This window comes from Clostridioides sp. ES-S-0123-01 (assembly GCF_020658415.1).
GTDB lineage: Bacteria > Bacillota > Clostridia > Peptostreptococcales > Peptostreptococcaceae > Clostridioides.
On the sequence record NZ_JACVWD010000002.1, the window covers coordinates 53020 to 78518 of the forward strand.

Consider the following 25499-nt stretch of genomic DNA (forward strand, 5'->3'; position numbering starts at 1 on the left):
TAAGCTAAAAATTTATTATTCTAATATCTGTCTTATAGATTTTCTTGATAAAAGTTTATAGATTTCTTTTTCTATCTCTAGTAATTCCTGATTTACCTTGCAACCTTTTAAACAATTACTACAATTAGATACATATCTAGTACATTTATTTATATATATTTTCCCATCAATTATTTCTACAATTGTTCTCAAACTTATTGTATCCAATGATACATTTAACATGTATTTCTTTCCATCTTCTTTATTAAAAGTAAGTAAATTATTTGCACAAAGTTTTCTAAGTAGTTTATATAGTGTTAATATTGGTATATCTTCATTTTTTAATATTGTTTTGACATCTATTGGATTATTTTCTCCATTATTAAATATAGCTCTTACAATTCTTATTGCATAATCTACGTCTTCTGAAATCATTATTCCACCTCCTCAACTGCCATATATTCTTTCAAAAGACTCTCTTCTAAACTTATATTACTTCTTCCAGTAAGAAGTTCCTTGTAACTACATTCATCTATTGGCTTAGAAAATACATAACCTTGTATAAAATTACATCCCATATTATTTAAAACTTTAACTTGTTCCATATCCTCTACACCTTCACATATAACAGCTAGATTTAAATCGTGCGAAAGATTAACAATGGCTTTTATCATAACCTTTGTTTTTGAGTTGGTTACTATATCTAATATAAGTGACCTATCAATTTTTATAACATCTACTGGTATCCCCTTAAGATTGATAAAATTTGAGTTCCCTATGCCAAAGTCATCCAATGATATATTCATACCTAAAGATTTAATTTCATAAAGTCTCTCACTAATAAATTTTACATCATTTAAAGCTGTTGTTTCTGTTATTTCTATTTCTACAAGTTTTCTAGGAACATTATATGTATCAAACATCGACTTAAAAAAATCTACTAAATCATTCTTATAAAGTTCTACTCTAGATAAATTTATTGAAACTGGTAAAACATTTATCCCTTCTGAAATCCATTTATCAATAGTAATAAAAACTTCTTCAATCACCCATCTACCAATATTATTTATCAAACCACTTTTCTCAGCTATAGGTATAAAATTATTTGGAGCAACCATACCTAAGGTTGGATGAATCCATCTTATTAATGCTTCTGAACCTATAATTTTATTTGTACTTGAATCAAATTTAGGTTGGTAGTGAATTATGAACTCTTTGTTTTTAATAGCTAAAAATAAATCTTGTTCTATTTTCATAAGTGATTTTATTTCTTTTTCCATAGCATCATCAAATTCAACATATTCTATATGCTTTAATCCTTTTGATTTAATTCTTGCCATATCAGCATTATCTATGGCTTTTTTTATGTCAATTTCATCATTATTAAATTTATAAATACCAATAGAAGCTTCAATGTTTATATTCATTTTAAAACTATCTATCTGACTCAAGGTCACAATTTTATTTTTAATAAGGTTTGCCAAATTAGGAATCTTTTCATCTCTATCTTCAAGTTTTATTATTAATAAAAAGACATCGCTTTTTAACTTTCCATAAATAGCTTCATTTCCAAAATAATTTTTTAAGTTGTTTGAGATATTGTCTAATGCTTCATCCCCTAGCTTATAACCATATATCTCATTTATAAGTTTAAGTCTGCATAAATCAAAGCATGCTAACACACAATTTTCTCTCTTATTAGCAAATATATAACTTTGAATATGTTGTAAAAAGTCATCATCCTTAGTGATGTTTATAAGTTTATCCAAATTACTTGTGATATCTAAATTAATTTCGTCTTCATATGCCTTAACCTTAAGGTATGAAATAAACATACTTATGCTAAATAAGATTAATAAAAGCAAAATTTGACTCTTAATGTCTATTCCAATATGCTTCGTAAGTAAAACTATTCCCAAAACACCAATTATAATAAAAACTATTTTATTTAACCAACAAATTTTCATTATACTTTTTTTATTCATATAAATTCCCCTATATTATTTTTTAAATTATTTTACAATCAAACTTTTTTTATATTATATATTAATTATAAGGCACAATTGCTAGTAAATCAATCTAACTTAAAATCACATATAAATAACTCCATTTCTACGATTTTATTTCTCTATTTTTTTCAAATACCAACTAATTTTGACAAAAAAAACTATGAAGACAGACATACATAAAACAGTCTGTAGTTTCATAGTTCTTGAATCTAAATAATCTTTTCAGTATGAAATCATACTTTTAATATAATTCACACCTTTGCATTTTTAATTTAACTTTTACATTTAGATAATAATTAAATTATTTGTTTCCCTTAGAATCCAAATATGAAAGTATACCTTGAACAATTCCCTCTGTAAGTTGCTCTTGATATTTCGCGTTTATTATTTTTTGCTCTTCTGAAGGCGTTGTTAAAAAACCACACTCTATTAATATAGCTGGCATATTTGATTCTCTAAGTACTTCAAAATTATTTTCAATTATTCCCCTATCCCTTACTTTAACATAAGATGCTATTGTACTTTGAACTGTTTGTGCAAATTCTTTTGAGCCATCTGTAGCTTTATTTCTATACCATGTTTCTATACCCGTTGCTGTATTTCCATTTTTTTCTGCATTTAAGTGTATAGAAACAAGTACATCAGCAGAGCTATTTTTTGCTAAGTTTACTCTATCCATTAATGATACATATGTATCATCAGTTCTAGATACAACTACTTGAATGTCCTTTTGCTTAGCTAATTTATTTGCTAATTTCTTTGAAATTTGTAAAGTGAGGTCTTTTTCATATCTGTTACTAGTTTTACTTTGAGTTCCTTTATCATTTCCTCCATGACCTGGGTCTATAAATACAGTATATTTTTTGTTTTTATTTTCGTTTTCATCACCAAGGTCAAATTGTTCTGAGTCAACTTTTTGTTGTTGATTTGCTTTATTATTTTTATCCATCCCTTTGACCAAAGCTACTACACCTTGAGTAGCCTTAAATGCAATAAATAAAAATAACGCTGTAAAGCAAATCAGTACTACTAACTTTTTTTTATTTATTTTTCTTTTTTTTCTATTTAGATAGCTGGTATTTTTAGATTTGTTTCTTGAATTATTGTTATTATTGCTTTTCGACATTTCTTCACCCTTCTTGGTATAGATTTTTACATTTTTTCATATTATTAGTGTTATTTTACCACCAAGAAGTTTTTTTTTCAATAATTTAAAATACTCTACAATCTAAAAACTGAAATTTCTTAATTATCCGCCTAAAGTGACATCTTGTGTATCATACCAACTAAAGGCATCTTTTATATCATCACCTCTGAAATCTGGCCAATAATTATCTATAACATAAAAGTCTGCATAAATTGATTGCACAGGCAAGAAACCGCTTAATCTGCGTCTTCCTCCCCATCTAATTATCAAATCCAGTCTTGACACATCAAATGACTGTATGTAATCCTGTATGTTATTCTTATTTACATTTTCTACTCCTGATATATTATTTAAATCCCAATACCATCCATAATTTACCAGTAAATTTGCTCTTATCTGTCCATCTTTAGCTTGAATTCGATTTGTATATGGTAATAATTCTTCTGGGAACATTGGAGATTTTGTGTTTCCAACAACTAGTAAAGCTGCACCTTCTTCTATCAATATATTTGCTGCATCAATACATGCTTTTGTAAACGCTTTTGTCTGAACTGATGGACGTCTTGTATTATCAGTTGTAAATCCATAAAAAGTTACTTCTTCACAACCTAAATCTCTACATAATCTATAAGATTCTAGTCCAGGATTTATTCCACTTTCATATCCTCTATCCTTTGTCATTCCATTTTGACTTGCCCATCTTCTGTTTCCATCTGGGATAATTCCTACATGTTTTGGTACTCTCATTTTTAATCACCTCTTAATAGGTATTATTATCAAATTCTTACATTATTAATCAAAACTGTAACATTAAATACATTTATTTTTATATAATTATGTAGTAAACTAAATTAAGATAGAGTTAAAAAAACTTGGAGGTTTCTCATGAAAAAAATTTTAATGTTGTTTTTTTCAATAATCTTATCCTTTGGAATGGTTAGTTGTTCTTCAAGTAGCGATTATAAAAACGTTTCTACATCAAAAATTGAAAAAGCATTAAAGTCTTCTGATTTGCTTATAAAAGAATCAAAATTTTTTGATGCAAAAGAATTTAATTATTTTAACGATGTAGAAGAAGACATTACACAAGGTTTTGTAATCAATTCTTCTGAAAAATTATATCTAGAAGATATCATTGTCATAAAAACTGACGATGTAAATAAAATCTATAAAACTCTAGAAAATTATAAAAGAGACATGATTCAAGCACCTTTTGGAGAAGGACATGGAGAAAAAAACAATTCTGAAATAGCAAACAGTACTATTGTTGAAAAAGCAGGTAAATATGTTTATTTGATTTCCGCAGAAAATGCATCTCAAATAGAGGACAAAATACTGAGTATCATAAAAAAATAAATATCTTTATTGATGTTTATTAAATATCAATGTAATTTTTATATAAATAAATTTATTTTATCAAAAATTACATTGATATTTTTTATTTATTCAATTAGTATCATTTAACTCTCTTTGATATTTATATTTTTCTTTTTTCCTAAAACTAAACTTATTAATATCAAATCGACCATAATTACAGTCAATACTAAGTATGTCATCCATGCTAATGTATATCCACCAGACATATCATATAGTTAGTTAGTTTCTATTTCTGCAATTTCTCCCAATACTTCTTCAAGCTGTAATTTATATGCTTCCTTTAATTTATCATTTATACCAGCCAAAATAATCTTTTTCATTTAGAACCCTATCATAGATGGCTATCCAATTTTTATGACTTCTTTTATCTTATCTACAACACCATTTTCAGTATTTCTTTTTGCTCTAAATCTAGCAATTTCTTTCAAATACTCATTTGCATTCTCCATGGCATAGCTATGATAAGCACTCTTCATCATTTCCACATCATTCAATTGGTCACCAAATACCATAGTTTCTTCATATTTTATATCTAACATTCTTTGTACTTTTTTTATGGCACTTCCTTTATTCGCACCTTTTGCAGTTAAGTCAAGCCACTCTACCCCAGAAATACATACTTGAGCTCTATCAGAAAACTTATCAAAGTAGATACTATTGTTATGTTCTGCACCTTTGAAATCATGTATAGCTATCTTTAATATATCACCTTCTACTTCAGTCAAGTCATCTACAATTTTAAACTTTGCATAGTAAGTATTAACTTCTTCTATAAAAGCTTCATCTTTGCTCTCTATATAGGCGTATTTTTTACCACTCATTACAATTTTTTTCCCTTTTATACTTCTTGTTGTCTCTATGATTTCATTTACTAACTCTTTATCCAAAGGATTTGATAATATTTCTTCTCCTTTATATACTACTAATGTTCCATTCTCTGAGATAAACATCATATCATCTTTTATATCTTCAAATTTTTTTATAAGATTTTGATACTGCCTGCCACTTGCAGCAGAAAACATTATTCCCCTCTCTCTTAATTTTTTAAATACTTTATAAAATTCTGGATTTATTTCGCTCTTTTCATCTAACAAAGTTCCATCTAAGTCTGTTGCTATTAATTTTATCATACATTTCCTCCCCCAAATTATATAATTTATGATTATTTTTTATTAATTTTTATCAGTTTAAATTTTCAATTCCTATTATACACCAAAAATTCTAAATTACAATTTACACCTTTTGTAAGATGATATAACTACAATCAGGAAAATATTTTTTCCAATATATACAGTAATTTATAAAAATTTAAATCTTCATATAATTATATTCCAAGAAAATTAATAATAACTACACACTTCCTTCTATAAAATATTATAAAAATAATTATATTATGACAAACTTATGCTAATTTATTGTGTTTTTTATTGCTTATGTAACAATTTTTTAATATAATTAACTATGTGTAATTAAAAAATTTAGAAAGTAGGGGATATTATTGTCAGGACTCAAAAAATTTGTTATATTTCTAGCCCTTTTAGTCATAGCATTTCCTGTCAGTGTATACGGATATGTTTTTACTAAATTAAAAACTATCCAAGATGATAGTATAAATACAGAGGCTCTTAGCAGTAATGACTATAAAAATGAAGAAGATATTACAAATATATTATTATTAGGTACAGATGCAAGACCAGGAGAAGAAGTTTCTCGTTCTGATGCCATGATGATATTAACTATTGATAATAAAAATAAAAGTCTTAAATTAACATCATTAAATAGAGATACGTACGTTAATATACCAGGACATGGAGAGCAAAAATTAACACATGCTTATGTATATGGTCAAGCTAATTTATTAATAGAAACTATAGAAGAAAATTTCCAACTCGATATACAGAATTATGCTGTAGTTGACTTTTTCTCTTTTATGGATATAGTTGATGCTCTAGGAGGGGTTACTGTTACAGTTGATAAGAGTGAAATAAGAGAATTAAACAAATTTATACCTGAAACTTATAAATGGCATAAAAATTCTGACAAAGGCTCTCTTGAGTATATAAGAAGTTCAGGTGAGCAAAAACTAAATGGATATCAAACACTTGCATTTTCTCGTATAAGAAAAAATGATAGTACAGATGAGAGAGATAGAAGACAAAGAAGTGTTATACAAAGTTTAATAAATGGTGTTAAGGATTTACCAGTTACCAAATATCCTAATCTAGTTAATACTATACTTCCATATGTTAAAACTAATATGAGTCCTAATGAAATAATTTCTCTAGGAACAAAACTTTTAAGTATTGGAAACTTAGACTTAAAATCAATGGAATTCCCTCTTTCTACTGAAAATGGTAGAAAAATTGGTAGTGCAGGCTATGTAATTCCTTTTGAAGAATATGAATTAGATGCAATGCACGACTTCATATTTGAAGATATTATGGTTGAAGAGTAAAATATTTATTTATATTAATAAAAAGTTATATACAGAATTTGACAGTAAGTGCATGCCTTTCAAGAAGCAAATTATTTTGTAATTGATAGGTGTGTACTTATTTTTATTGTAAAAAAACATATAAATCTTATTTTTCTTTAAAAATTTAATTAATTTTTTAAAGAGTATACTACACATACTTTTAATTATATATAAATTGACAAATTTTCTTATAAATTATGCCATTGTCTTTTTTTTGTAACTGAAACAAGTATTGAATATATCTCAATACTTTAATATAATTAAGTGTATGCTATTAAAAAATATACAGGAAAAAGAAGAAAGAAGGGGTACTTTTGTCAAAATTAAAGAAATTTGTTATACTACTGGCTTTCTTGGTAGTAATATTCCCTATAAGCGTCTATGGATATTTTTATTATAAATTATCTACTATTCATGACTCAAGCATAAATAGTGATTTATTAGATAATAATGACCATAAAAATGAAAATGGGATAACTAACATACTACTTATGGGAACAGATGCTAGACCAAATGAAGATTCTTCAAGGTCAGATGCTATGATGATATTAACTATTGATAACAAACATAATGATATCAAACTTACATCATTAGCTCGTGATAGCTATGTAGACATCCCTGGTCATGGTAAACAAAAACTTACTCATGCCTATGCTTATGGACAAGCTGATTTATTAATACAAACAATTGAAGAGAACTTTAATGTTGATATTCAAAATTATGCTTGTGTTAATTTCGAATCATTTATGTATATAATTGATGCTATTGGTGGCGTTGAAGTTACAATTGAAAAAGGAGAAATAAGTGAATTAAATAAATTTATTCCTGAAACTTATGGTTGGAATAAAAGTGATGATAAAGGTAGCATACAATATATTAGAAAATCTGGAGCACAAACTTTAAATGGATATCAAGCATTATCTTTTGCACGTATCAGACATAATGATACAGCTTTTGCAAGAGATGGAAGACAAAGAGAGATTATACAAGCTATAATCAAGAAAACAGAAACCTTACCTGTTACTAAATATCCAGGTTTATTAGATGCTGTTCTTCCATATGTTAAAACTAATATGAAGCCTAATGCAATACTTTCTCTAGGAGCTCAAGTTTTAAAAATGGGCGACTTAAATGTTAAACAATTTGAATTCCCTATTGATGATGAAATTCATAGTACAGGTGGTATATATGGAAAGGCTGGTTGGGTTCTTAGATTTGACCCAGATACTTTAGATATATTACATGATTTTATATTTAATGATATAGAATTTAAACAATAATAACACTAAAAAACATTTAATACAAATATTATTATAAAATATAAGATTAAATATAGAAAAAGAACTATATTACATAATTATTTTCAAGTTGTTATCCATGCTTGATTATAAAATGTATATAGTTCCTTTTTTAATTTCTACTTTTATTTAATACTTTTTAATTTAACATTTTCCAATTTGATACTTTTATTTTAATTTGCCTTTATAGAATTTATAATATAGCATCTTTATTAAATTCTTACTACTGAACTAAGTTTAATAAACTGTTTAATGCAGTTTGATTTATGCCATCTCCAGCTTCATATACTAGACTTGTCTTTTTAGGCTCTAGAGCAGTTTTCTGAGCAGATGTTATACTATTTCCAAGCATAACTACTGGTGATTTTAATTTTGCTGCTAAAGGTCCTGATGTTAATGCATCTACTAACTGATTACTCTTACTTACAAATATTGATGAATATTCAACATTTGGATAGAATTTCTGTATTACTTTTCCATTTGTTTCTTCTCTATTTTCTCCAGCTATTCTATTTTTAGATACATCATTAGTAATAACTTTATCTAATTTACTTATTACTGAATCAGATATACTTAAATTACCACCTATAAAGTATGCATCTTTTACATTTAAGTCTGATACCCAGTTATAGATTTCATCACTTACATTATCTTTTGATACTAATACGATTGGCTGTTTTTCTTCTCCTGCTTTTGAAGCTATAGAAAGAGAATCTGCTTCACCTGTACCACTTGTTATATATAGTTTGTCTACTGGATTAGTCTTAGCTAATTCTTTTGCTATTAAAAGAGATGTGCTATATCTATCTGAGCCACCTACTCTGTTTATTGATACATTTGATAATGTATCTTTTATCTCACTTTCAATTTTATCTCCAATAGAATTATTTCCTCCTATTAAGATAACTTTACTTGGATTAAGTCTTTTTATTTCATTTTTGGTAGATGTTGGTATGTCACCCTTATTTACTAATAATATAGGTGCATCATTTGCAGTAGCAAGTGGAGTTGATGTTATACCATCTACTATAGAATATCCATTTACTAATACTACTGTATCTGAATTTGTAGCCCATCCTTTTTTACTTATTGCAACTGCTGTATCATATCTTTCAGCACCTCTTAATTTTTCCACCTTGACATTAGATGGTGGAGTCACTGGCTGTTCATTGCTGTCAGAGTACAAGCTCTTTAAATCATTTTGTATAGATGTACTATTTGCTATATCTTTAGCTGAAAAATACATACTACCCTTTATTTCACTATATTTTCTATTTAATGTTACTTGCTTAACTATTTCTTTTGCTATGTTTTGCCCATTATAACTTGATTGCCCTTGCTTATATATGCCTTGTCCTATGTATAAATCTACATTTGTTCCTTTTACTTCATTTGCCCACCATGCTACTAATTTAGAGTAATCTGCAGCTTTAAGACCAATTGGCCAGTAAAGTTGTGGAACTACGTAATCAACTAATCCTTGTTTTATCCATGCTCTTGTATCTGCATATGTACCTACATAACTTTCATTACCTGATGTATCTGAACCTGTTGGGTCACTACTCTTATTTCTCCATATTCCAGCTGGACTCACACCAAACACAACTTCAGGCTTTATACTCTTTATAGATGCCTTTACATCTCTAAGTAGAGTATTTACATTTTCTCTTCTCCAATTGTCTTTGTTTTGTCCTTGTCCATATTTTTGATATGTAGCAGTATCATTGAAGCTTACTCCTGGATAGAAATAATCATCGAAATGAACACCATCTATATCATAATTTTGAACTACCTCTGCTATACTATCAACTATGTACTTTCTAACTTCTGGTAGACCTGGGTCATAGTAATACTTATTTCCATGTTTAACTACCCAGCTTGGGTTTTTCTTTGCTGGATGGTTTGCTGGCAACTTATCTATGCTCTCATCTGCCATAGTTATTCTGTATGGATTAAACCATGCGTGAAATTCCATTCCTCTTTTGTGTGCTTCTTCTATTAAAAATGGTAATGGGTCATATCCAGGGTCTTTACCTTGAGTACCTGTAAGATATTCAGACCATGGATTTATATTTGATTTATATAAAGCATCTGATTTTGGTCTTACTTGAACCACTGCTGTGTTTATCCCTGAACTTTTTAATTTGTCTAATAGGTCCGTGTATTCCTTTTTTTGCTTGGCTTCATTATTTTTAGTCTTAGGCCAATCTAAGTTATAAACTGTAGATATCCAAGCTGCTCTCATTTCCTTATCATTTGACGAATCAGCAAATGAACTTACACTACACATTGTAAGTGTCATTACCAACGATAATAGTAATATACTTATTTTTTTCATTTCATCCCCCTTAATTTCTTAAATTTATTTTTTTCTACAATATACTCCTTACTAAGTATATCTAAAATTCATATTATCTGTCAAATATTGAATAATATAGTTAATACTTATATTTAATATTTGATTATAATATGAAATAATTTATTATAAAAAAAACAGCAAAGAAATTTATCTTCTTTGCTGTTTTTATAACGTTCATCACTATTTTAATATTAATTAATACTTCACTCTCTATGTAAAACATTAAACATAACTGTATTTAATGTTAATATTCAATCCTATGTAAATTAAATCTATTATTATTGTAAAACACGTGTAGCAGTTATAAGTCTTCTAGCATAATTAGTTCCTGGAGCCATACTAGTAACTTTTACTACATCTCCTGTTTGTGGTGAATGTATAAATTTAGAATCTCCTATATACAACCCAACATGATTTATTGAACCACCTGAACCAAAGAAAACTAAATCTCCTGCTTTTAATTCTGCTCTAGATACTTTCTTTCCTACTGTTGCTTGTGATCTTGATACTCTTGGCAAATTAACTCCTGCTCCATTTTTGTAAACATAAGAAGTGAACCCAGAACAATCAAAAGAGTTTGGTCCAGTTGCTCCCCATCTATATGGTTTACCTTGTTGCTTAAATGCTAAGTTTAAAACATTTTGTACCTTTGCGTCTACATTTCCACCTTCAATAGTTAAATAATCTCCATTTACCCATCCTGTAACATTGTCAACTGTTTTTATTTTTATCCATCCATTTGAATGTAATTCTAAAACTTCAACTTTGTCACCTGTGTTTATCTTTCCTACTATTGCATCATTTGCACTAGCTCCACTTCTCATGTTTAAGAAGTCACATTGATCTACTGTCGCAGTCATAGGTGAATTAGATAACTCTGCTGCACTAGCTGTTATTGCTCCCGCCTCCACTGTAACAACTCCTGCTATTAACACCATCGCTATAAATTTTTTCAATATATGTTTTTTATTTTTAATATTCATCATAATCTCAAATACCTAATCCTTTCGAAAATTTAACATTTTGTTCCTTCGTTTCCAATTCCTAATTAACATTCTAACTTACATCAAAATAAATTGCAACCTTTTTTGTAATCTTTTTGTAATCTTTTTGTAATCTTTTGTTTCTTTTTAGTCTCTATTTGTTTCTTTTTGCTCCCCCTGGTTACAAATTAGAAATATATTCTACTTATCTCGAGTTATTGCAATTTCCTTGATATTAGCATCTTCTGGTTTAATGTAAGTTGGTACTAATTTTCTCATTACACTATCTATTTTTTCAGTTTCTTCATTGTTTGTAATTTCTTTTAAAAGTTTTAAGTATTTTGTTATTTCTTCTCTATCAACATCTATTGGCCTACCAATAAAAATCTTTTTATGCTCTGTATCTAACAGACCTTCTTCTGACATAAGAAGTTCTTCATACAATTTTTCTCCTGGTCTAAGACCAGAAAATTCAATTTTTATATCAACATCTGGTTCAAACCCACTAAATTTTATTAAATTTTTTGCTAAATCCAATATTTTTACAGGCTCTCCCATATCAAGCACAAATACTTCTCCACCTTTAGCCATAGCTCCAGCCTGTATAACAAGTCCTACAGCCTCTGGTATCGTCATAAAATATCTAATGATATCTGGATGTGTAACAGTTACTGGTCCTCCATCTTCAATTTGCTTCTTAAAAAGGGGAATTACACTTCCATTACTTCCAAGTACATTTCCAAATCTAACTGCAACAAACTCAGTCTGACTTTCATCATTCATTGTCTGTATAATCATCTCAGCAGCTCTTTTAGTAGCTCCCATTATATTTGTAGGATTTACAGCTTTATCTGTAGATATAAGGACAAACTTCTTAGCTTTATATTTTGAAGATAAACCTGCTATATTTAAAGTTCCAAATATATTATTCTTTATAGCTTCACCAGGGCTTGACTCCATAAGAGGAACATGTTTATGAGCTGCTGCATGGAACACTACTTCTGGCTTATATTTATTAAATATTTCATCCATTCTTTTTTCTTCTCTTATTGAAGCTATTATTGCTTTTAAATCCAGCTTGTTTTTATATTTTCTAAGCAATTCTTGTTGTATTGCATAAGCATTATTCTCATAATTATCAACTATAATAAGCTCTTTAGGATTAAATCCTGCAATCTGTCTGCAAAGCTCTGAACCAATTGAGCCTCCTCCTCCAGTTACAAGGATTACTTTTCCTTCAATGTAGTTACTTATCTCTTTTAAATTTGTTCTTATAGGCTCTCTACCCAATAAGTCTTCTATTTCTACCTCTCTAATCTGTTTTATGTCAACTTTTCCATCTATAATTTCATAAATCCCTGGTATTGTCTTTATTTTACAATTAGTATTTTTACACATATCAATAATTTCTTTTTTTCTGCGTTTTTCTATGTTGGCAATAGAAAAAATTATTTCATCTACTTTATATTCTTCAACTATATCATTTATCTTTGAAGTTGTTCCTACAATCTTTACATTATGAATTATTCTTCCGATTTTATTTTTATCATCATCGATTATAGCTACTGCGACTTTTTTAAGTTCTGGATTTCGCTTTAATTCTTGTATAACCATCTCTCCAGCATCTCCTGCTCCAATTATAAGAATGTTAGAAACCTTCCCTCTAGAATAGGTTTTATTCATGACTATTCTTATAGCTCTGTACCCTATTCTCACTCCACTTGTAAACATTATAATGAATATCGTATTTAATACATAAAGCATTATAGGATAATCGAGTCCCAATATTCTATTTATCACATAAGCTGGAATTAGATAAGCTAAAGTTGCAATAAAAATCGAAATAATTTCTTCTTCTCCTGCATATCTCCACAATGTGTTGTAACACTTAAACAATCTAAATGATACTATATGGAGTACAATATATATACAAACTGAAATTATTACATTATTAACATTGAATACATCTAAATTTCCTGTCAAACTCAAAGACATTCGAAATGCTACTAGCACGCTACAAATATCTAGAATTAATAATGTTAGTTGTCTAAATTTATATTTTTTAAAAAGCTTATTAAAAAAGCTTTCTTTCTCTAAATCTATACTTTCTCGCATAACTAGAAGCCCTCCATTAAACAGCAAAAGCTACGCACCTAAGCATAGCCAACAACATCTATCTTTTGCTGTATTTTTCAATTCTTATTTTTTATATTTATCTAATATAGAGTCGTATATTTTTGCTATATCATTAAAGTTTAAATTAACTTCATAATTTTCTCTAACAAACTGACGCCCTTTTTTACCCATATTAAGTCTAAGTTCATCATTTTCCATTAGCTTTATTATAGCATTTTTTATTTCTTCTGGTTGCTTTGGCTCTACAATTAGCCCAGTTTCATTTTTCAATACAGATTCTGGATGTCCACCTACATTTGTAACAATGACAGGAACTTCACAAGACTCTGATTCTATTGCAGCTACACCAAAACCCTCTCTCAAAGAAGGAAATACAGTTACATCAAAAGAATTAAAAGTCTTACTTACATCCTCTGGAGATATTCTACCTAAAAATTGAACATCTTCTTCTAGTCCTAATTCCTTAGTCAAATTCACTAAGTTATCCATTTGACTTCCAGAACCACCTATTTTTAAAATTATTTTCTTTTCTTTATATTCATCTTTCAACATCTTAAATGCTTGTACTAAATATTCAATTCCATATTTTTTTTCCAAACTCTTTATAATTCCTATTACAAAAGCATCTTCTTTTTCTACTTCCATAGGTTTAAATCTATCCATATCTACTCCGAAAAAGGTTACATCTACATGCTTAGTTGTATATTTATTAGCTTCTTTAGCCATGTCTCTACTATTTGAAAATATATAATCTGCTTTTCTAAAGTTATGTTTTATAATTTGTTTTTGTATAAAACCATTGTTTGGGAAATCGTAAATATCAGTACCCCAAACAGAAATAATATATGGATGATACCCAAGTAAACTCCCTATAAATCCATAGCTACTTGCATATTGTGCATGAAGTATATCTGGCTTTATTTCATTTACTAGTTTCTTTATTTGTTTTATTGAACCTAAGTATCCTGTTTTTTTAGAAATATTTTCATTTTTCAGTTCTTCTACGTTAGAACCAAAATCATATATTTTAATTCCTTCCATGTGACCTCCATTTAAAGAGATTACATGAATGTCATATCCTTTATTTTTAAAAAAACTACACCATTTCAAAGTATGAGGATTTGACCCATCAGCCAAATAACAAACAGTCTTCATAATATTTACCTTCCTATCGAATAATACTCAATACCTAGTTCTTTCATATCTTCAAGCTTGTAGCAATTTCTTCCATCTAGAACTAAAGGATTTTTCATCTTTTCCTTATACTTATGTATATCATAATTTAAGACATCTTTCCACTCTGTCATTATAAAACATATCTCTGCATCTTCTATTGTATCATCTATAGATTTAGCATAAAGTATAGAATCTCCAAATATTTTCTTAGTATTTTCAACTCCTATTGGGTCAAATGCAGTAACTTTTGCTCCTCTTTCAAGCAAATATTTTATATTTGGGATAGATGGAGCTTCTCTTATATCATCAGTATCTGGCTTAAATGTTAGTCCTAAAACAGCAACTTTCATATCTTGAAAACTCTCTACTAGTTTAGATGCCTTTCTAACTAATTTAAGTTTTTGGCTTTCATTCACTTCTATAGCAGCTTTTACTGTTTTTAACTCATATCCATTATGTTCAGACAACCAGTGAAGAGCTTTTGTATCTTTAGGGAAACAAGAACCTCCATAACCTATACCTGCTTTTAAGAATTTACTTCCTATTCTATCATCATAACTCATTCCTAAGGCAACATCTTCCACATTAGCTCCTGCTATCTCACAAAGATTTGCAATATCATTCATAAAAGATATCTTAAGTGCTAAAAAATTATTTGATGCATATTTTATCATTTCAGCACTATTTCTATTGGTTACTATTATAGGTTGATTAAAAGGTTTATAGATTTCTTCCAGTATTTCTCTTGCCCACTCACTTTCCACTCCTATAACGATTCTTGAAGCATGTAAAGTATCTCTTACTGCGCTACCTTGTGATAAAAACTCTGGATTAGATGCAAGTTCAACTTTCACATCATTTTTTAAGTTTCTATTTATATAATCTTCTATTTCTTCATTTGTTCCAATTGGTACTGTAGATTTTATTACTACTAAAGTATCTTTTGTTACAGTTTCAGCTATTTGCTTTGCAACTGCCTTTATATAATCTAAATTAGCTGAACCATCACTTCTTTCAGGAGTTCCCACAGCTATTAGTATTATATCTACATCTTCATAAGCTTTTTTATAATCTGTAGTATAATTTATTCTTCCTTTTTTATAATTTCTAACCATAAGTTCTTCTAGGCCTTCTTCATATATAGGTGCTATCCCAAGTTGCATCGATTTAACTTTGTGTTCATCTATATCAACACAAATTACATTTTCATTGCCTACCTCTGCTAGACAAACACCTGTTACTAGCCCTACATATCCAGTCCCAGCTATAGCTATTTTCATTTTTTTACCTCCAAGTATATAAAACTTATACTCTTTTTTTAATGGCATTAAAAACATAGAAACAAAATACATATAGACTTTTTGGTAAACTTAAATTTTCAACATTTCTATAAGTATTCCAAGTTCGTTTTAATGCTTTTATCTTATTGCTTGATATAGAATTCCCAACTAGCCTATAATTCACTAAAGCTTCTTGAATTCCATATGCATATTTTTCCTTTTTAAGTAATTGTAACCAAGTTGCAGTATCTTGTCCTCTTCTTACTAAAGGCATACTAAATTCACCTATGACATCCTTATCGATGACTACAGTAGAACACCCTATTATAGTATTTCTAAGTAATCCTTCATAGTCAATCTTTTTAGGTGCTCTTGCAACTTTACTCGTTTTTGTTCCATCTTGTCTCATATATCTATAAGATGTAAAAGAAAACCCGATATTTTCTTTTAACATATATCCTATCTGAATTTCTAACTTTTTACTCTCCCATAAATCATCACTATCTACAAATGCAATAAATCTACCTTCCGCATTTTCAATACCAACATTCCTAGATACTGCAGCTCCAGAATTTTTTTCAAGCTTTATATATTTTATTCTAGCATCTTCTTTTTGAAAACTTTTTATAATTTCACTTGAATTGTCCTTAGAACAATCATCCACTAATAAAAGCTGCCAATTTTTATAAGTTTGATTTTGGATTGACTTTATTGTCTCTGATAAAAACTCTTCTGAATTATATACAGGAGTAATTATCGATACTAAAGGCTCATTCATATTTTTACTCTCCTTATATAGCAACTAGCAGTACTATACCAACAAGTTTACTTAGATACTAACTTTTTTTGTCCAATATATTTGTAATATCCTAATGGGAACAACACTAAATACAATAATTTATCAGATATTTTTTTGATTTCGCCAAAATAATGACTCTCAGATAACAATGAGTATCTAGCTAAATTTATGTAATTCTTTATCCACATATATGGATATCTACCTAAAGGATATGTATTTTGATTTATTAAATATAAAAACTCTAATGCTCTACCTTTTAATGCATTTTTATTTAATATATTCTTAGTCAAACCATCATCCAAATAATCTCTTATTATCATAGGTTTGTTTACACATTTAACTTTATAGTATTTAGACATTTCATTCCATACTACACTTTCTGGTAAAAATCTCACTTCTTTTCTTTCTGGAAAAGGAAATTTTATAAGCTCATCAGTTACAAATACTATGCTTTTATCTCCCTTAACACCATATTTAAAATATAGGTCTGCAAAGTGACATATTTTTTTATCCTCAGGCATTTCTGTGCCTATTAAATCTCCACTTGGGTATACACAAAGTCCAACAACCCCACTAAATCCTTCTTTATTTTCTACAGAATTCCATTCATCATTAGCAATTTCAAGAGAATCTTTAATTAAACCATCATCACTATCTACAATGAAAAATAGTTCTCCATCTGCATTTTTTACACCTAGATTTATTGCAGTATGCTTTCCTCCATTTTCTTTGTATATATATCTTATATTTAATTTATCTTCTGATATAAATTTTTCAACTAATTCTTTAGTACCATCACTACTTCCATCATCAACAATCAACCATTCAAAGTCGTTGAAATCATATGTTTGAGCTTTTAAATCATTATACAAATTTTCAAGTAAATGTGCTCTATTATATGTTGGAGTAAATACAGTAAATTTATATTTATACATTAATTAAATCTTCCTCTCTATCTAACTTTTTTTAATTCCATTTATTCCATAATTAATAAAGTAGTATATAGCTTTGTATAGAGGTATTTTTTCTATATTTCTATATATATTCCAAGTCCACATAGCAGCCTTTATCTTATTACCACTAAGGGAGTTACTAGATTTTCTATATAATGCTAAAACTTCATTTATTCCATGAGCGATATGTCCTCTTTTCAATATAGATAACCACAAGACATAATCTTCATGTCTTACACCACTCATTTTAATTTCAAAATCCAATTTAGACTTATCAATTACAACAGTAAGACATCCCAAAATATTTCCCTTTAATAACCTTCTATAATCTACATTAGGTGGCACTTTTATTACTTTATTTAACTTTTTATCATTTTCGTCCATCAGTTCATATGAAGTAAATGAGATTACATAGTCATTTTCTAACATAAAGTTTACTTGTTTTTCTAACTTACTACTATTCCACTGGTCATCACTATCTAAAAAAGCTATAAATTGTCCTGTCGCATTACTTAATGCTAGATTTCTAGCATTAGAGACACCCTTATTAGTCTCAGTCTTTATGCATTTTATTCTACTATCTTGTTGCATATAAGATTTGACTATACTAGGACTATTATCTGTTGAGCAATCATCAATAATTAACATTTCCCATTCTTGATAAGTTTGGTTTAATACTGATTTTATGGTTGCTTCAATAAATTTTTCAGAATTATACATGGGAGTAATTATAGATACTAAATTCTTCTTCATATTACCTTCCTCATCATTTATAAAATATTTATTTAATTTTACTTAATACACAATCATATATCCTCTTGCAGTTCTTATTGTCATTATATCTGAAAAACTTATTTCTTTCATTTTTTTGGTTACCCATAACCTCAAAATTATTTTCAATAATATCAATAAGTTTATTCACAGCTTCATCATTATTATAAGCCAAAGACCCAAACATTTCGCTTTTTAAATCTATATACGAGTCAACTTTTTCCATATATTCATCTAAATCAAATTGATAAAATAAAATAGGTCTGTTCATATAGAGAAAATCTATGGCAACACTTGAATAATCAGTTATGTTTGCAGCTGATTTTCTTATTTCATTTGCTAGAGTTACCCCTTTATCTAAAAATACAATTCGTTTACCAGTTATGTTTTCTTTTATGTCATCTATAAACTCATGCATAAGATGATGCATATAAATTTTTACATTTATATCTTTCTCATCTAATATTTTATTTAATTTATCATCATTCAAGAAATTCATTATATTTTTAAAATAATCTGTATCTGTAAATTTTCCTGAACTAAATTTTATCCAGTCTCTCCATGTAGGAGTATATAATATATCTCGTGTTTGTGCAACTTCATTTGTTGGTAAATTGTCATATCTTGCATTTCCAATTATATAAACTGAGTCATCTAACATTCCCCAATCATTTACCATAACATCTCTTTCAAACTCAGAACTTGCTGTAACTATATTATAACTTTTATATAGGTTATCTATAATATTTTTAAACTTTTTATTCATTGGCTTTCTCTTTTTAAAACTTATCGTTCCATGATTTAAGAATACTTTTATCGTCTTTTTATGGAAATAATTAAGAACAGGTACAGCAAAGTTATAAGGTGCTATATCTGCTGATGGCGCATGTGAAAATACTATAGCTTTTGAATTGTAATAATATAGATAGTTTTCTACACTTCCTCTTATTAATTTCTTGCCTGGAATTTTATTGAATACTTTACTGTCTTTATTTACTACCCAATAAGTTTCTACATCATTATGTTCTTTCAACATATACTCATAAAAGAACTTGGCATTATCATTGTATATATCTCCTGAATGTCCACCTATAAGCCAAATATTTCTACCATTAAACTTATGCTTACTAAATGGATACATAAAAAAAGCCAAAAGCATATTTATTAAAAATTTAACCTTGTCCATAAACACCATCCTCATTATAACTTATACTGTCTAAATCCATTAATTCTTCCTTTTATAGTGGCACTATGATAATCTTTGTTGGAACTCAATATAAGACCGCCTATATTTCTTACAAGCTTTGATGCCATAACCTTTACAAACTTATAATTCTTTCTATAGACTATTTCTTTTTTGCAAATGGCTCCAAAACCTCTTCCATAGTTATAATCTTTTTGATACTTTTCTTTAGATTTAGAATGTTTTTTTGCAGGATGGTAAATTATATCATTCCCAAAGTATTTTCCTTTAAATCCTAAACTCAACAGGTTTAAAACATAATCTATCTCTTCACCAGCACCAAAATCTCCACCAACACCTAATTTTTCGTCAAATCGTGTATATTCTTTTTCTCCAAAATCAACAAAAAAAGTTATGGATGTTATAGTATTTAAAACGTTGGAACTTGTGATATCACAAGTTCCATCATACATTTTCTTAAATGCATCAATTTTATTTGCATCCATAGTTTTACAACTGTATATTTTATAATCTTTATTTTTATTAAAGAAGTTTGTAACTTTTTCTAATGTATCATTTTCGTAGACACAGTCATCATCAGGAAAACCTATAATTTGCCCTTTAGCATTATCTATGCCTACATTTCTGTTATAACTTAATCCTAGCTTATCGCTTTTTATATACTTTATATCTAACTTATCAACGTATTTATCAACTATCTCCTTAACTTTGTTATTATCATTTTGATCTATTACTATAAGTTCAAAGTTCTTGTAAGTTTGATTTTCTAAGCTATCCATAAGTAAGTATATATCATCATATCTATTTAATGTTGGCATTATTAATGATATTAACATTACTACCTCCTACTTTTCATTTTCCACAAATCTACCTCTCTTTTATCGTTTAATATTACTTCTTTTATTAGTAATACTATTGTGAAACTAAATGAAGCTTCTAATAATAAATTTTCTGCAAAAGAATATAGTAAAAATATGAACAAAGCTACTAAATACTCTTTTTTATCTTTTTCTATAAAGCTTTGTATACCTTTATACATCAAAAACATAAATAAGATGCAAGCAATTACTCCTAGTACACTAATTATATATATATAAGAACTGTCTAATGGATTAGTTGCTTTTATAGCAGCACTATATGAATTTCCAAAAGGTTTCATAAAATTTCCCTCTTGAGCTAAGTATACATTCCAGAACTTAGGTCTACTTGCTAATAATCTATTTAGTACACTACTTTTAGAAAACATCATACCAATAATTACACTAAATAAAGTAAGTATTATCGGTGATGTCTTTATAAGCATTGGTAGTACTTTTATTTTTTTTAGGTCTATCACTCTTATTATCTCTACAAATATTAATCCTGCTAATATAGTAAAAAAGCCAGTTCTACTATATGTAGTTTGATAAACAAAGAATGCAGATCCAAATAAAATTATTCTATCCCATTTATTATAGTTTTTATATCTTAAGAATATATATGCTGCATATATAGTAACCATATAATAAAATACTCCATTTGGATTACCAAGTCCAAAATCCATTCTTGTAACAAGCGTATCTAATTTTCCTATATATCTATAGTGGACTTCCTGATTAAATACTAATGAAGGAAATAAATTAAATAATAATATAGCTCCTATTAAAAAACATACAGATATTATTAAATAACTTTTAACTATACATTTATCATCTATTTGTTTAGCTGATACAGCTAACAAAACAATTAATAATATAGCTCCTTCTCTATTTAATATATAAAGTAATACACAAGCTCCAACTAGCACCATTTCTGTTATACTTTTTCTCTTATCAAATAAGAAAAGTAGCATTAGTATTCCTATTGAAGAATAAAATAACGCTGATTTAATTATCCCTATACTCATATCTGGGTCAATAAATGATATCATATACTTTCTAAGTACTATGATAAACAAAACAAATATATAAAGATATTTTTTAATCATAATATTTCTATCATCGTTTAAAGTCTTCATTTCACTTTCTCCCTTTTAGCTTCTTAAAGTATTACTTGCAAATATTTTACAACACTTCCATATCTTATTTACACCTGTTAAGTGCTTGCTTTCTAAGAAATAATTTCTTTTCTTAGCCCAACTTTTTCCCCACCAATGTATTCCATAAGTATTTTCTGTAATACATTCTGGTGTAAAGTCTTCTTTAAATCCAAAAGGATAAAAATATTCTTTATCGTAGACACGAATGCCTTCTTCATAGTTATTTTGGTCAATCTTTTTATAATTTTTTTCCATAAGATAAGTCATAACCTTTGGTATTGTAAACAATGAAGAAGTAAGCACCTCTTTTTCGTAGTACTCTAATAAATCTTTAAAGAAAGGATGTCCTTTTTCTACACCTACTATGGCTGCATTCATGTATTCTCCATCATCTTCATATCCACATATAAGCCTATTATTTTCTAAAAGAGGAGTTATATCCTTTAATATCTGCATATCTGTATCCAGATAAACTCCACCTTGTTCATAGAGTACCCTTACTCTTGTATAATCTGATATGAATGCCCAAAGCTTTCTTTTATAACATTCTTCCAAAAACTTATTTCCTTTTATTTCTTTCTCTATATCAAAGTTTTTTTCATTCCACTCTACTATCTCATATTCTGGAAGTTTTTCTTTCCATGAATTTATACATATATTTTCTATATTTCCTTTTGGACCACCAAACCATACATAATGTATTTTTTTAGGAATCAAATGAACACCTCCTACATATATTCTTGTCTATCTTCTTCTTTTAATTGCTCTACTATCTTTTTGACATCTTGAGCTTTATCTTTTCTACAAACCATAACTGCATCATTCGTAGATACTACTATCAAATCACTAATACCTATTGTCGATATTAATTTGTCATCTGAATATATAATTGAGTTTTTAGTATCTATAGTAATATTTTCACCTCTTTTGATGTTACCTTCATCATCAGTTGGATATATCGCACCTAGGGAGTCCCAAGAACCAACATCATTCCAACCAAAATCACCAGGAACTACTATAACGTCATTACTTCTTTCCATAATACCATAATCTATAGAGATTGATTGTATTGTTGGATAGATTTCTCTTATTTTTTCTATTTCTTCTTCTGTTCCTAAGTAATTACTGATTTCCTCTAATTTTTCATATACTTTTGGTAAGTATCTCTTAAAATCTTCCAATATCTTGGATACCTTCCATACAAACATACCACTATTCCACACATATTTCTTAGAATTTACATACTCTTTAGCAATTTCATAGTTTGGCTTTTCTACAAACTCCACTACTTCATATGCAACATTTTCTATTGTATTTTCTCTACTAAAGTTTATGTATCCATATCCTGTTGATGGGAATGTAGGATTTATCCCAATAGTTACTAGTTTATCATTATTTTCTGCTATATAAATAGCTTTTTCTAAAATAGCTTTAAATTCTTTTTCATCTTTTATATAATGGTCAGCTGGATATACACACATAACACCATCACCATATTTTTTCATTATGTTAAAGGCTGCAAAACCTATAGCTGCTGCCGTATTTCTGGCACATGGTTCTGGTAAGATATTGCTGTATAAACATTTATCTTTTACTGTATCTTTTAAAGCGTCCATTTGCTTCTCATTAGTTACTATAAATAAATCCTCTTTGTTTGCTAGAGAATCTATTCTGTTTATAGTTTCATTTATTAAAGCATCTTCTCCACTTAAATTTATAAGCTGCTTAGGTACTTCTTGTCTACTAAGTGGCCAGAAACGAGTTCCGCCTCCTCCAGCCATTATGACATTATATACTTTCATTGTTTATCTCCCCTTAGCTCTTTATATAGAATCCACCACATTTAATATATAAGATATTAAATTATTCAACTTAGATTCTACATCTTCTTGGTTATCTGAATTTGCTCCAAAGTAAAATTTAATTTTAGGTTCTGTACCTGAAGGTCTTATAGCTATCCAAGAACCATCTTCAAGTAAAAATTTAAGTACATCTGATTTAGGTAAATCATCTACTCCATCTTTATAGTCTAAAATCTTATCTACTTTTACATCAGCCACATTATCTATTTTAACACTTCTAAAGTAAAGCATCATCTCTTTTATTTTTTTTATTCCTTCTATGCCTTTTAAAGTCACTGACTTTAATTCCTCTTTGTAGTACCCAAATTTATTATATGTATCTATCAAGGCTTCATACAAGTTCATACCTTTTGAAAAATAGTATGCTGCCATTTCACATATCATAAGCGAAGATACAACACCATCTTTATCTCTAGCATGAGTTCCAATTAAGTAACCATAGCTTTCCTCATATCCCATTATAAAGCTTCTATCATTACTTTCTTCAAACGCTTTTATTTTTTCTCCTATAAATTTGAACCCTGTTAAAGTATTTAAACAATCTACATTATAAGCCTTTGCTATTTTTGCACCTAGTTCTGATGTAACTATAGTTTTTATTATTGTAGGATTGTTTTTAGGAAGTTTATTTTCTTCAACTAAACTCTCTACTATATATCTAACTAAAAGTGAGCCAACTTGGTTTCCATTTAAGACTACATACTCACCACTAGAATCTTTTACAACAACACCTACTCTGTCACAATCAGGGTCTGTCCCTATTATCAAATCAGTACCATTACTCTTTGCCATTTCAATAGCTATATTAAATACTGACTTTTCTTCAGGATTAGGATACTTAACTGTTGAAAAATTAGAATCTGGCAATTCTTGCTCCTTAACCACCATTACATTTTCAAAGCCACATTCATTTAAGACTCTTCTTACTGGTTTATTTCCGGTTCCATGAATAGGTGTATATATTATTTTTAATTTTTTTCCATATTCATCTATCGTGCTTTGTCTTAAAACTTGCTTCTTAACAGCCTTTATAAACTCATCATCTATTTCATTATCTAATATAGTTATTAAATTTTTAGATAAAGCTTCTTCAAAATCTACACTTTTAATGATACTGTAATCATCAATCTTATTAACTTCTGTAATTATATCATTGGCCATATCTATACAGATTTGACCTCCATCTGAGTCATATACCTTATATCCATTGTACTCTTTAGGATTATGACTTGCTGTTATTACTATTCCCATAGCACACTTTAAATGTCTAACAGCAAAAGAAAGTTCTGGTGTAGGCTTTAACTCTTCAAAAATATAAGCCTTTACACCATATGCACTTAAAGTTTTAGCTACTTCTATACAAAACTCTCTTGACATGTATCTACTATCATGTGCTATAACAATTCCTTTTTGCTTTCCTTCTTCACCTTGCGTCTTCATAATATAATTTGAAATTCCAAGTGTTGCACGTCTAACAGTATAAATATTGATTCTATTAGTTCCCGCTCCTATTATACCCCTTAGACCACCTGTCCCAAATTCTAAATTTTTATAGAATCTATCTTGTATTTCTTTGTCATCATCCTTTATACTTAATAGCTCTTCTTTGGTTTGTTCATCAAAATAAGGAGAATTTAACCACATCTCATAATTATTTTTATAATCCATATTTT

The 25499-nt window shown here is 28.2% G+C and carries 22 protein-coding genes; 3 read left to right on the forward strand and 19 right to left on the reverse strand.

What is annotated here, in order from left to right:
* Positions 1-15: 15 nt before the first annotated feature.
* From IC175_RS03885 to IC175_RS03900, 4 genes are all read right to left on the reverse strand, one after another.
* A complete protein-coding gene (locus IC175_RS03885; protein ID WP_227434474.1) occupies positions 16-414 on the reverse strand; it encodes an RrF2 family transcriptional regulator in 399 nt (132 codons plus the stop codon).
* On the reverse strand, positions 414-1964 hold the full coding sequence (locus IC175_RS03890) for a GGDEF domain-containing phosphodiesterase (protein WP_227434473.1): 1551 nt from the start codon (positions 1962-1964) through the stop codon (positions 414-416). The genes IC175_RS03885 and IC175_RS03890 overlap by 1 nt, the downstream gene beginning before the upstream one ends.
* A gap of 325 nt (positions 1965-2289) precedes the next feature.
* Positions 2290-3114, reverse strand: a complete 825-nt coding sequence (locus IC175_RS03895) for an N-acetylmuramoyl-L-alanine amidase (protein ID WP_227434472.1) — start codon at positions 3112-3114, stop codon at positions 2290-2292.
* A gap of 123 nt (positions 3115-3237) precedes the next feature.
* Positions 3238-3882: an undecaprenyl diphosphate synthase family protein gene (locus IC175_RS03900; protein ID WP_227434471.1), complete on the reverse strand. Its 645-nt coding sequence runs from the start codon at positions 3880-3882 to the stop codon at positions 3238-3240.
* A 138-nt stretch (positions 3883-4020) separates the two neighbouring features.
* Here IC175_RS03900 and IC175_RS03905 point away from each other — a divergent pair, with 138 nt between their 5' ends.
* A complete protein-coding gene (locus tag IC175_RS03905) occupies positions 4021-4491 on the forward strand; it encodes a DUF4358 domain-containing protein (RefSeq protein ID WP_227482126.1) in 471 nt (156 codons plus the stop codon).
* 362 nt (positions 4492-4853) lie between these two features.
* Here IC175_RS03905 and IC175_RS03910 read toward each other — a convergent pair whose 3' ends face one another.
* Positions 4854-5642: an HAD family hydrolase gene (locus tag IC175_RS03910; RefSeq protein WP_227434469.1), complete on the reverse strand. Its 789-nt coding sequence runs from the start codon at positions 5640-5642 to the stop codon at positions 4854-4856.
* A gap of 368 nt (positions 5643-6010) precedes the next feature.
* On the opposite strand from IC175_RS03910, the gene IC175_RS03915 reads away from it, so the two are divergent.
* Both IC175_RS03915 and IC175_RS03920 read left to right on the forward strand, forming a co-directional pair.
* Positions 6011-6967: an LCP family protein gene (locus IC175_RS03915; RefSeq protein WP_227434468.1), complete on the forward strand. Its 957-nt coding sequence runs from the start codon at positions 6011-6013 to the stop codon at positions 6965-6967.
* Between the two features lie 335 nt (positions 6968-7302).
* Entirely contained in the window at positions 7303-8268 is a 966-nt protein-coding gene (locus IC175_RS03920) for an LCP family protein (protein ID WP_227830829.1), read from the forward strand.
* A 241-nt stretch (positions 8269-8509) separates the two neighbouring features.
* Here the strand turns inward: IC175_RS03920 and IC175_RS03925 are convergent, their stop codons facing one another.
* The 14 genes from IC175_RS03925 to IC175_RS03990 form a co-directional block, all read right to left on the reverse strand.
* Positions 8510-10624, reverse strand: a complete 2115-nt coding sequence (locus IC175_RS03925; RefSeq protein WP_227851129.1) for a cell wall-binding glycosyl-hydrolase Cwp19 — start codon at positions 10622-10624, stop codon at positions 8510-8512.
* 299 nt (positions 10625-10923) lie between these two features.
* Positions 10924-11631 (reverse strand): SH3 domain-containing C40 family peptidase, encoded by a 708-nt coding sequence (locus tag IC175_RS03930; RefSeq protein ID WP_227482123.1) that lies wholly within the window; start codon positions 11629-11631, stop codon positions 10924-10926.
* A gap of 198 nt (positions 11632-11829) precedes the next feature.
* Complete coding sequence (locus tag IC175_RS03935) at positions 11830-13743, reverse strand: polysaccharide biosynthesis protein (RefSeq protein ID WP_227434464.1); 1914 nt, start codon at positions 13741-13743, stop codon at positions 11830-11832.
* Positions 13744-13827: 84 nt separating this feature from the next.
* Entirely contained in the window at positions 13828-14919 is a 1092-nt protein-coding gene (locus tag IC175_RS03940; protein ID WP_227434463.1) for a glycosyltransferase family 4 protein, read from the reverse strand.
* A gap of 5 nt (positions 14920-14924) precedes the next feature.
* Complete coding sequence (locus IC175_RS03945; protein WP_413926633.1) at positions 14925-16292, reverse strand: UDP-glucose dehydrogenase family protein; 1368 nt, start codon at positions 16290-16292, stop codon at positions 14925-14927.
* Positions 16246-16998 (reverse strand): glycosyltransferase family 2 protein, encoded by a 753-nt coding sequence (locus IC175_RS03950; protein ID WP_227434461.1) that lies wholly within the window; start codon positions 16996-16998, stop codon positions 16246-16248. Before IC175_RS03950 ends, IC175_RS03945 begins: the two co-directional genes overlap by 47 nt.
* 47 nt (positions 16999-17045) lie before the next feature.
* Positions 17046-17954 (reverse strand): glycosyltransferase family A protein, encoded by a 909-nt coding sequence (locus IC175_RS03955; RefSeq protein ID WP_227434460.1) that lies wholly within the window; start codon positions 17952-17954, stop codon positions 17046-17048.
* Positions 17955-17975: 21 nt separating this feature from the next.
* The gene (locus IC175_RS03960) at positions 17976-18725 is read right to left on the reverse strand and encodes a glycosyltransferase family 2 protein (protein ID WP_227434459.1); all 750 of its coding nucleotides are present in this window, start codon (positions 18723-18725) and stop codon (positions 17976-17978) included.
* 28 nt (positions 18726-18753) lie between these two features.
* A complete protein-coding gene (locus tag IC175_RS03965; protein WP_227434458.1) occupies positions 18754-19929 on the reverse strand; it encodes a CDP-glycerol glycerophosphotransferase family protein in 1176 nt (391 codons plus the stop codon).
* A 14-nt stretch (positions 19930-19943) separates the two neighbouring features.
* Positions 19944-20783: a glycosyltransferase family 2 protein gene (locus IC175_RS03970; RefSeq protein ID WP_227434457.1), complete on the reverse strand. Its 840-nt coding sequence runs from the start codon at positions 20781-20783 to the stop codon at positions 19944-19946.
* Between the two features lie 2 nt (positions 20784-20785).
* Complete coding sequence (locus IC175_RS03975) at positions 20786-21943, reverse strand: polysaccharide polymerase (RefSeq protein ID WP_227434456.1); 1158 nt, start codon at positions 21941-21943, stop codon at positions 20786-20788.
* A 15-nt stretch (positions 21944-21958) separates the two neighbouring features.
* Positions 21959-22681, reverse strand: a complete 723-nt coding sequence (locus tag IC175_RS03980) for a glycosyltransferase (RefSeq protein WP_227434455.1) — start codon at positions 22679-22681, stop codon at positions 21959-21961.
* A gap of 11 nt (positions 22682-22692) precedes the next feature.
* Entirely contained in the window at positions 22693-23766 is a 1074-nt protein-coding gene (locus IC175_RS03985; protein ID WP_227830833.1) for a mannose-1-phosphate guanylyltransferase, read from the reverse strand.
* 21 nt (positions 23767-23787) lie between these two features.
* Entirely contained in the window at positions 23788-25494 is a 1707-nt protein-coding gene (locus tag IC175_RS03990; RefSeq protein ID WP_227851130.1) for a phospho-sugar mutase, read from the reverse strand.
* Positions 25495-25499 lie beyond the last annotated feature (5 nt).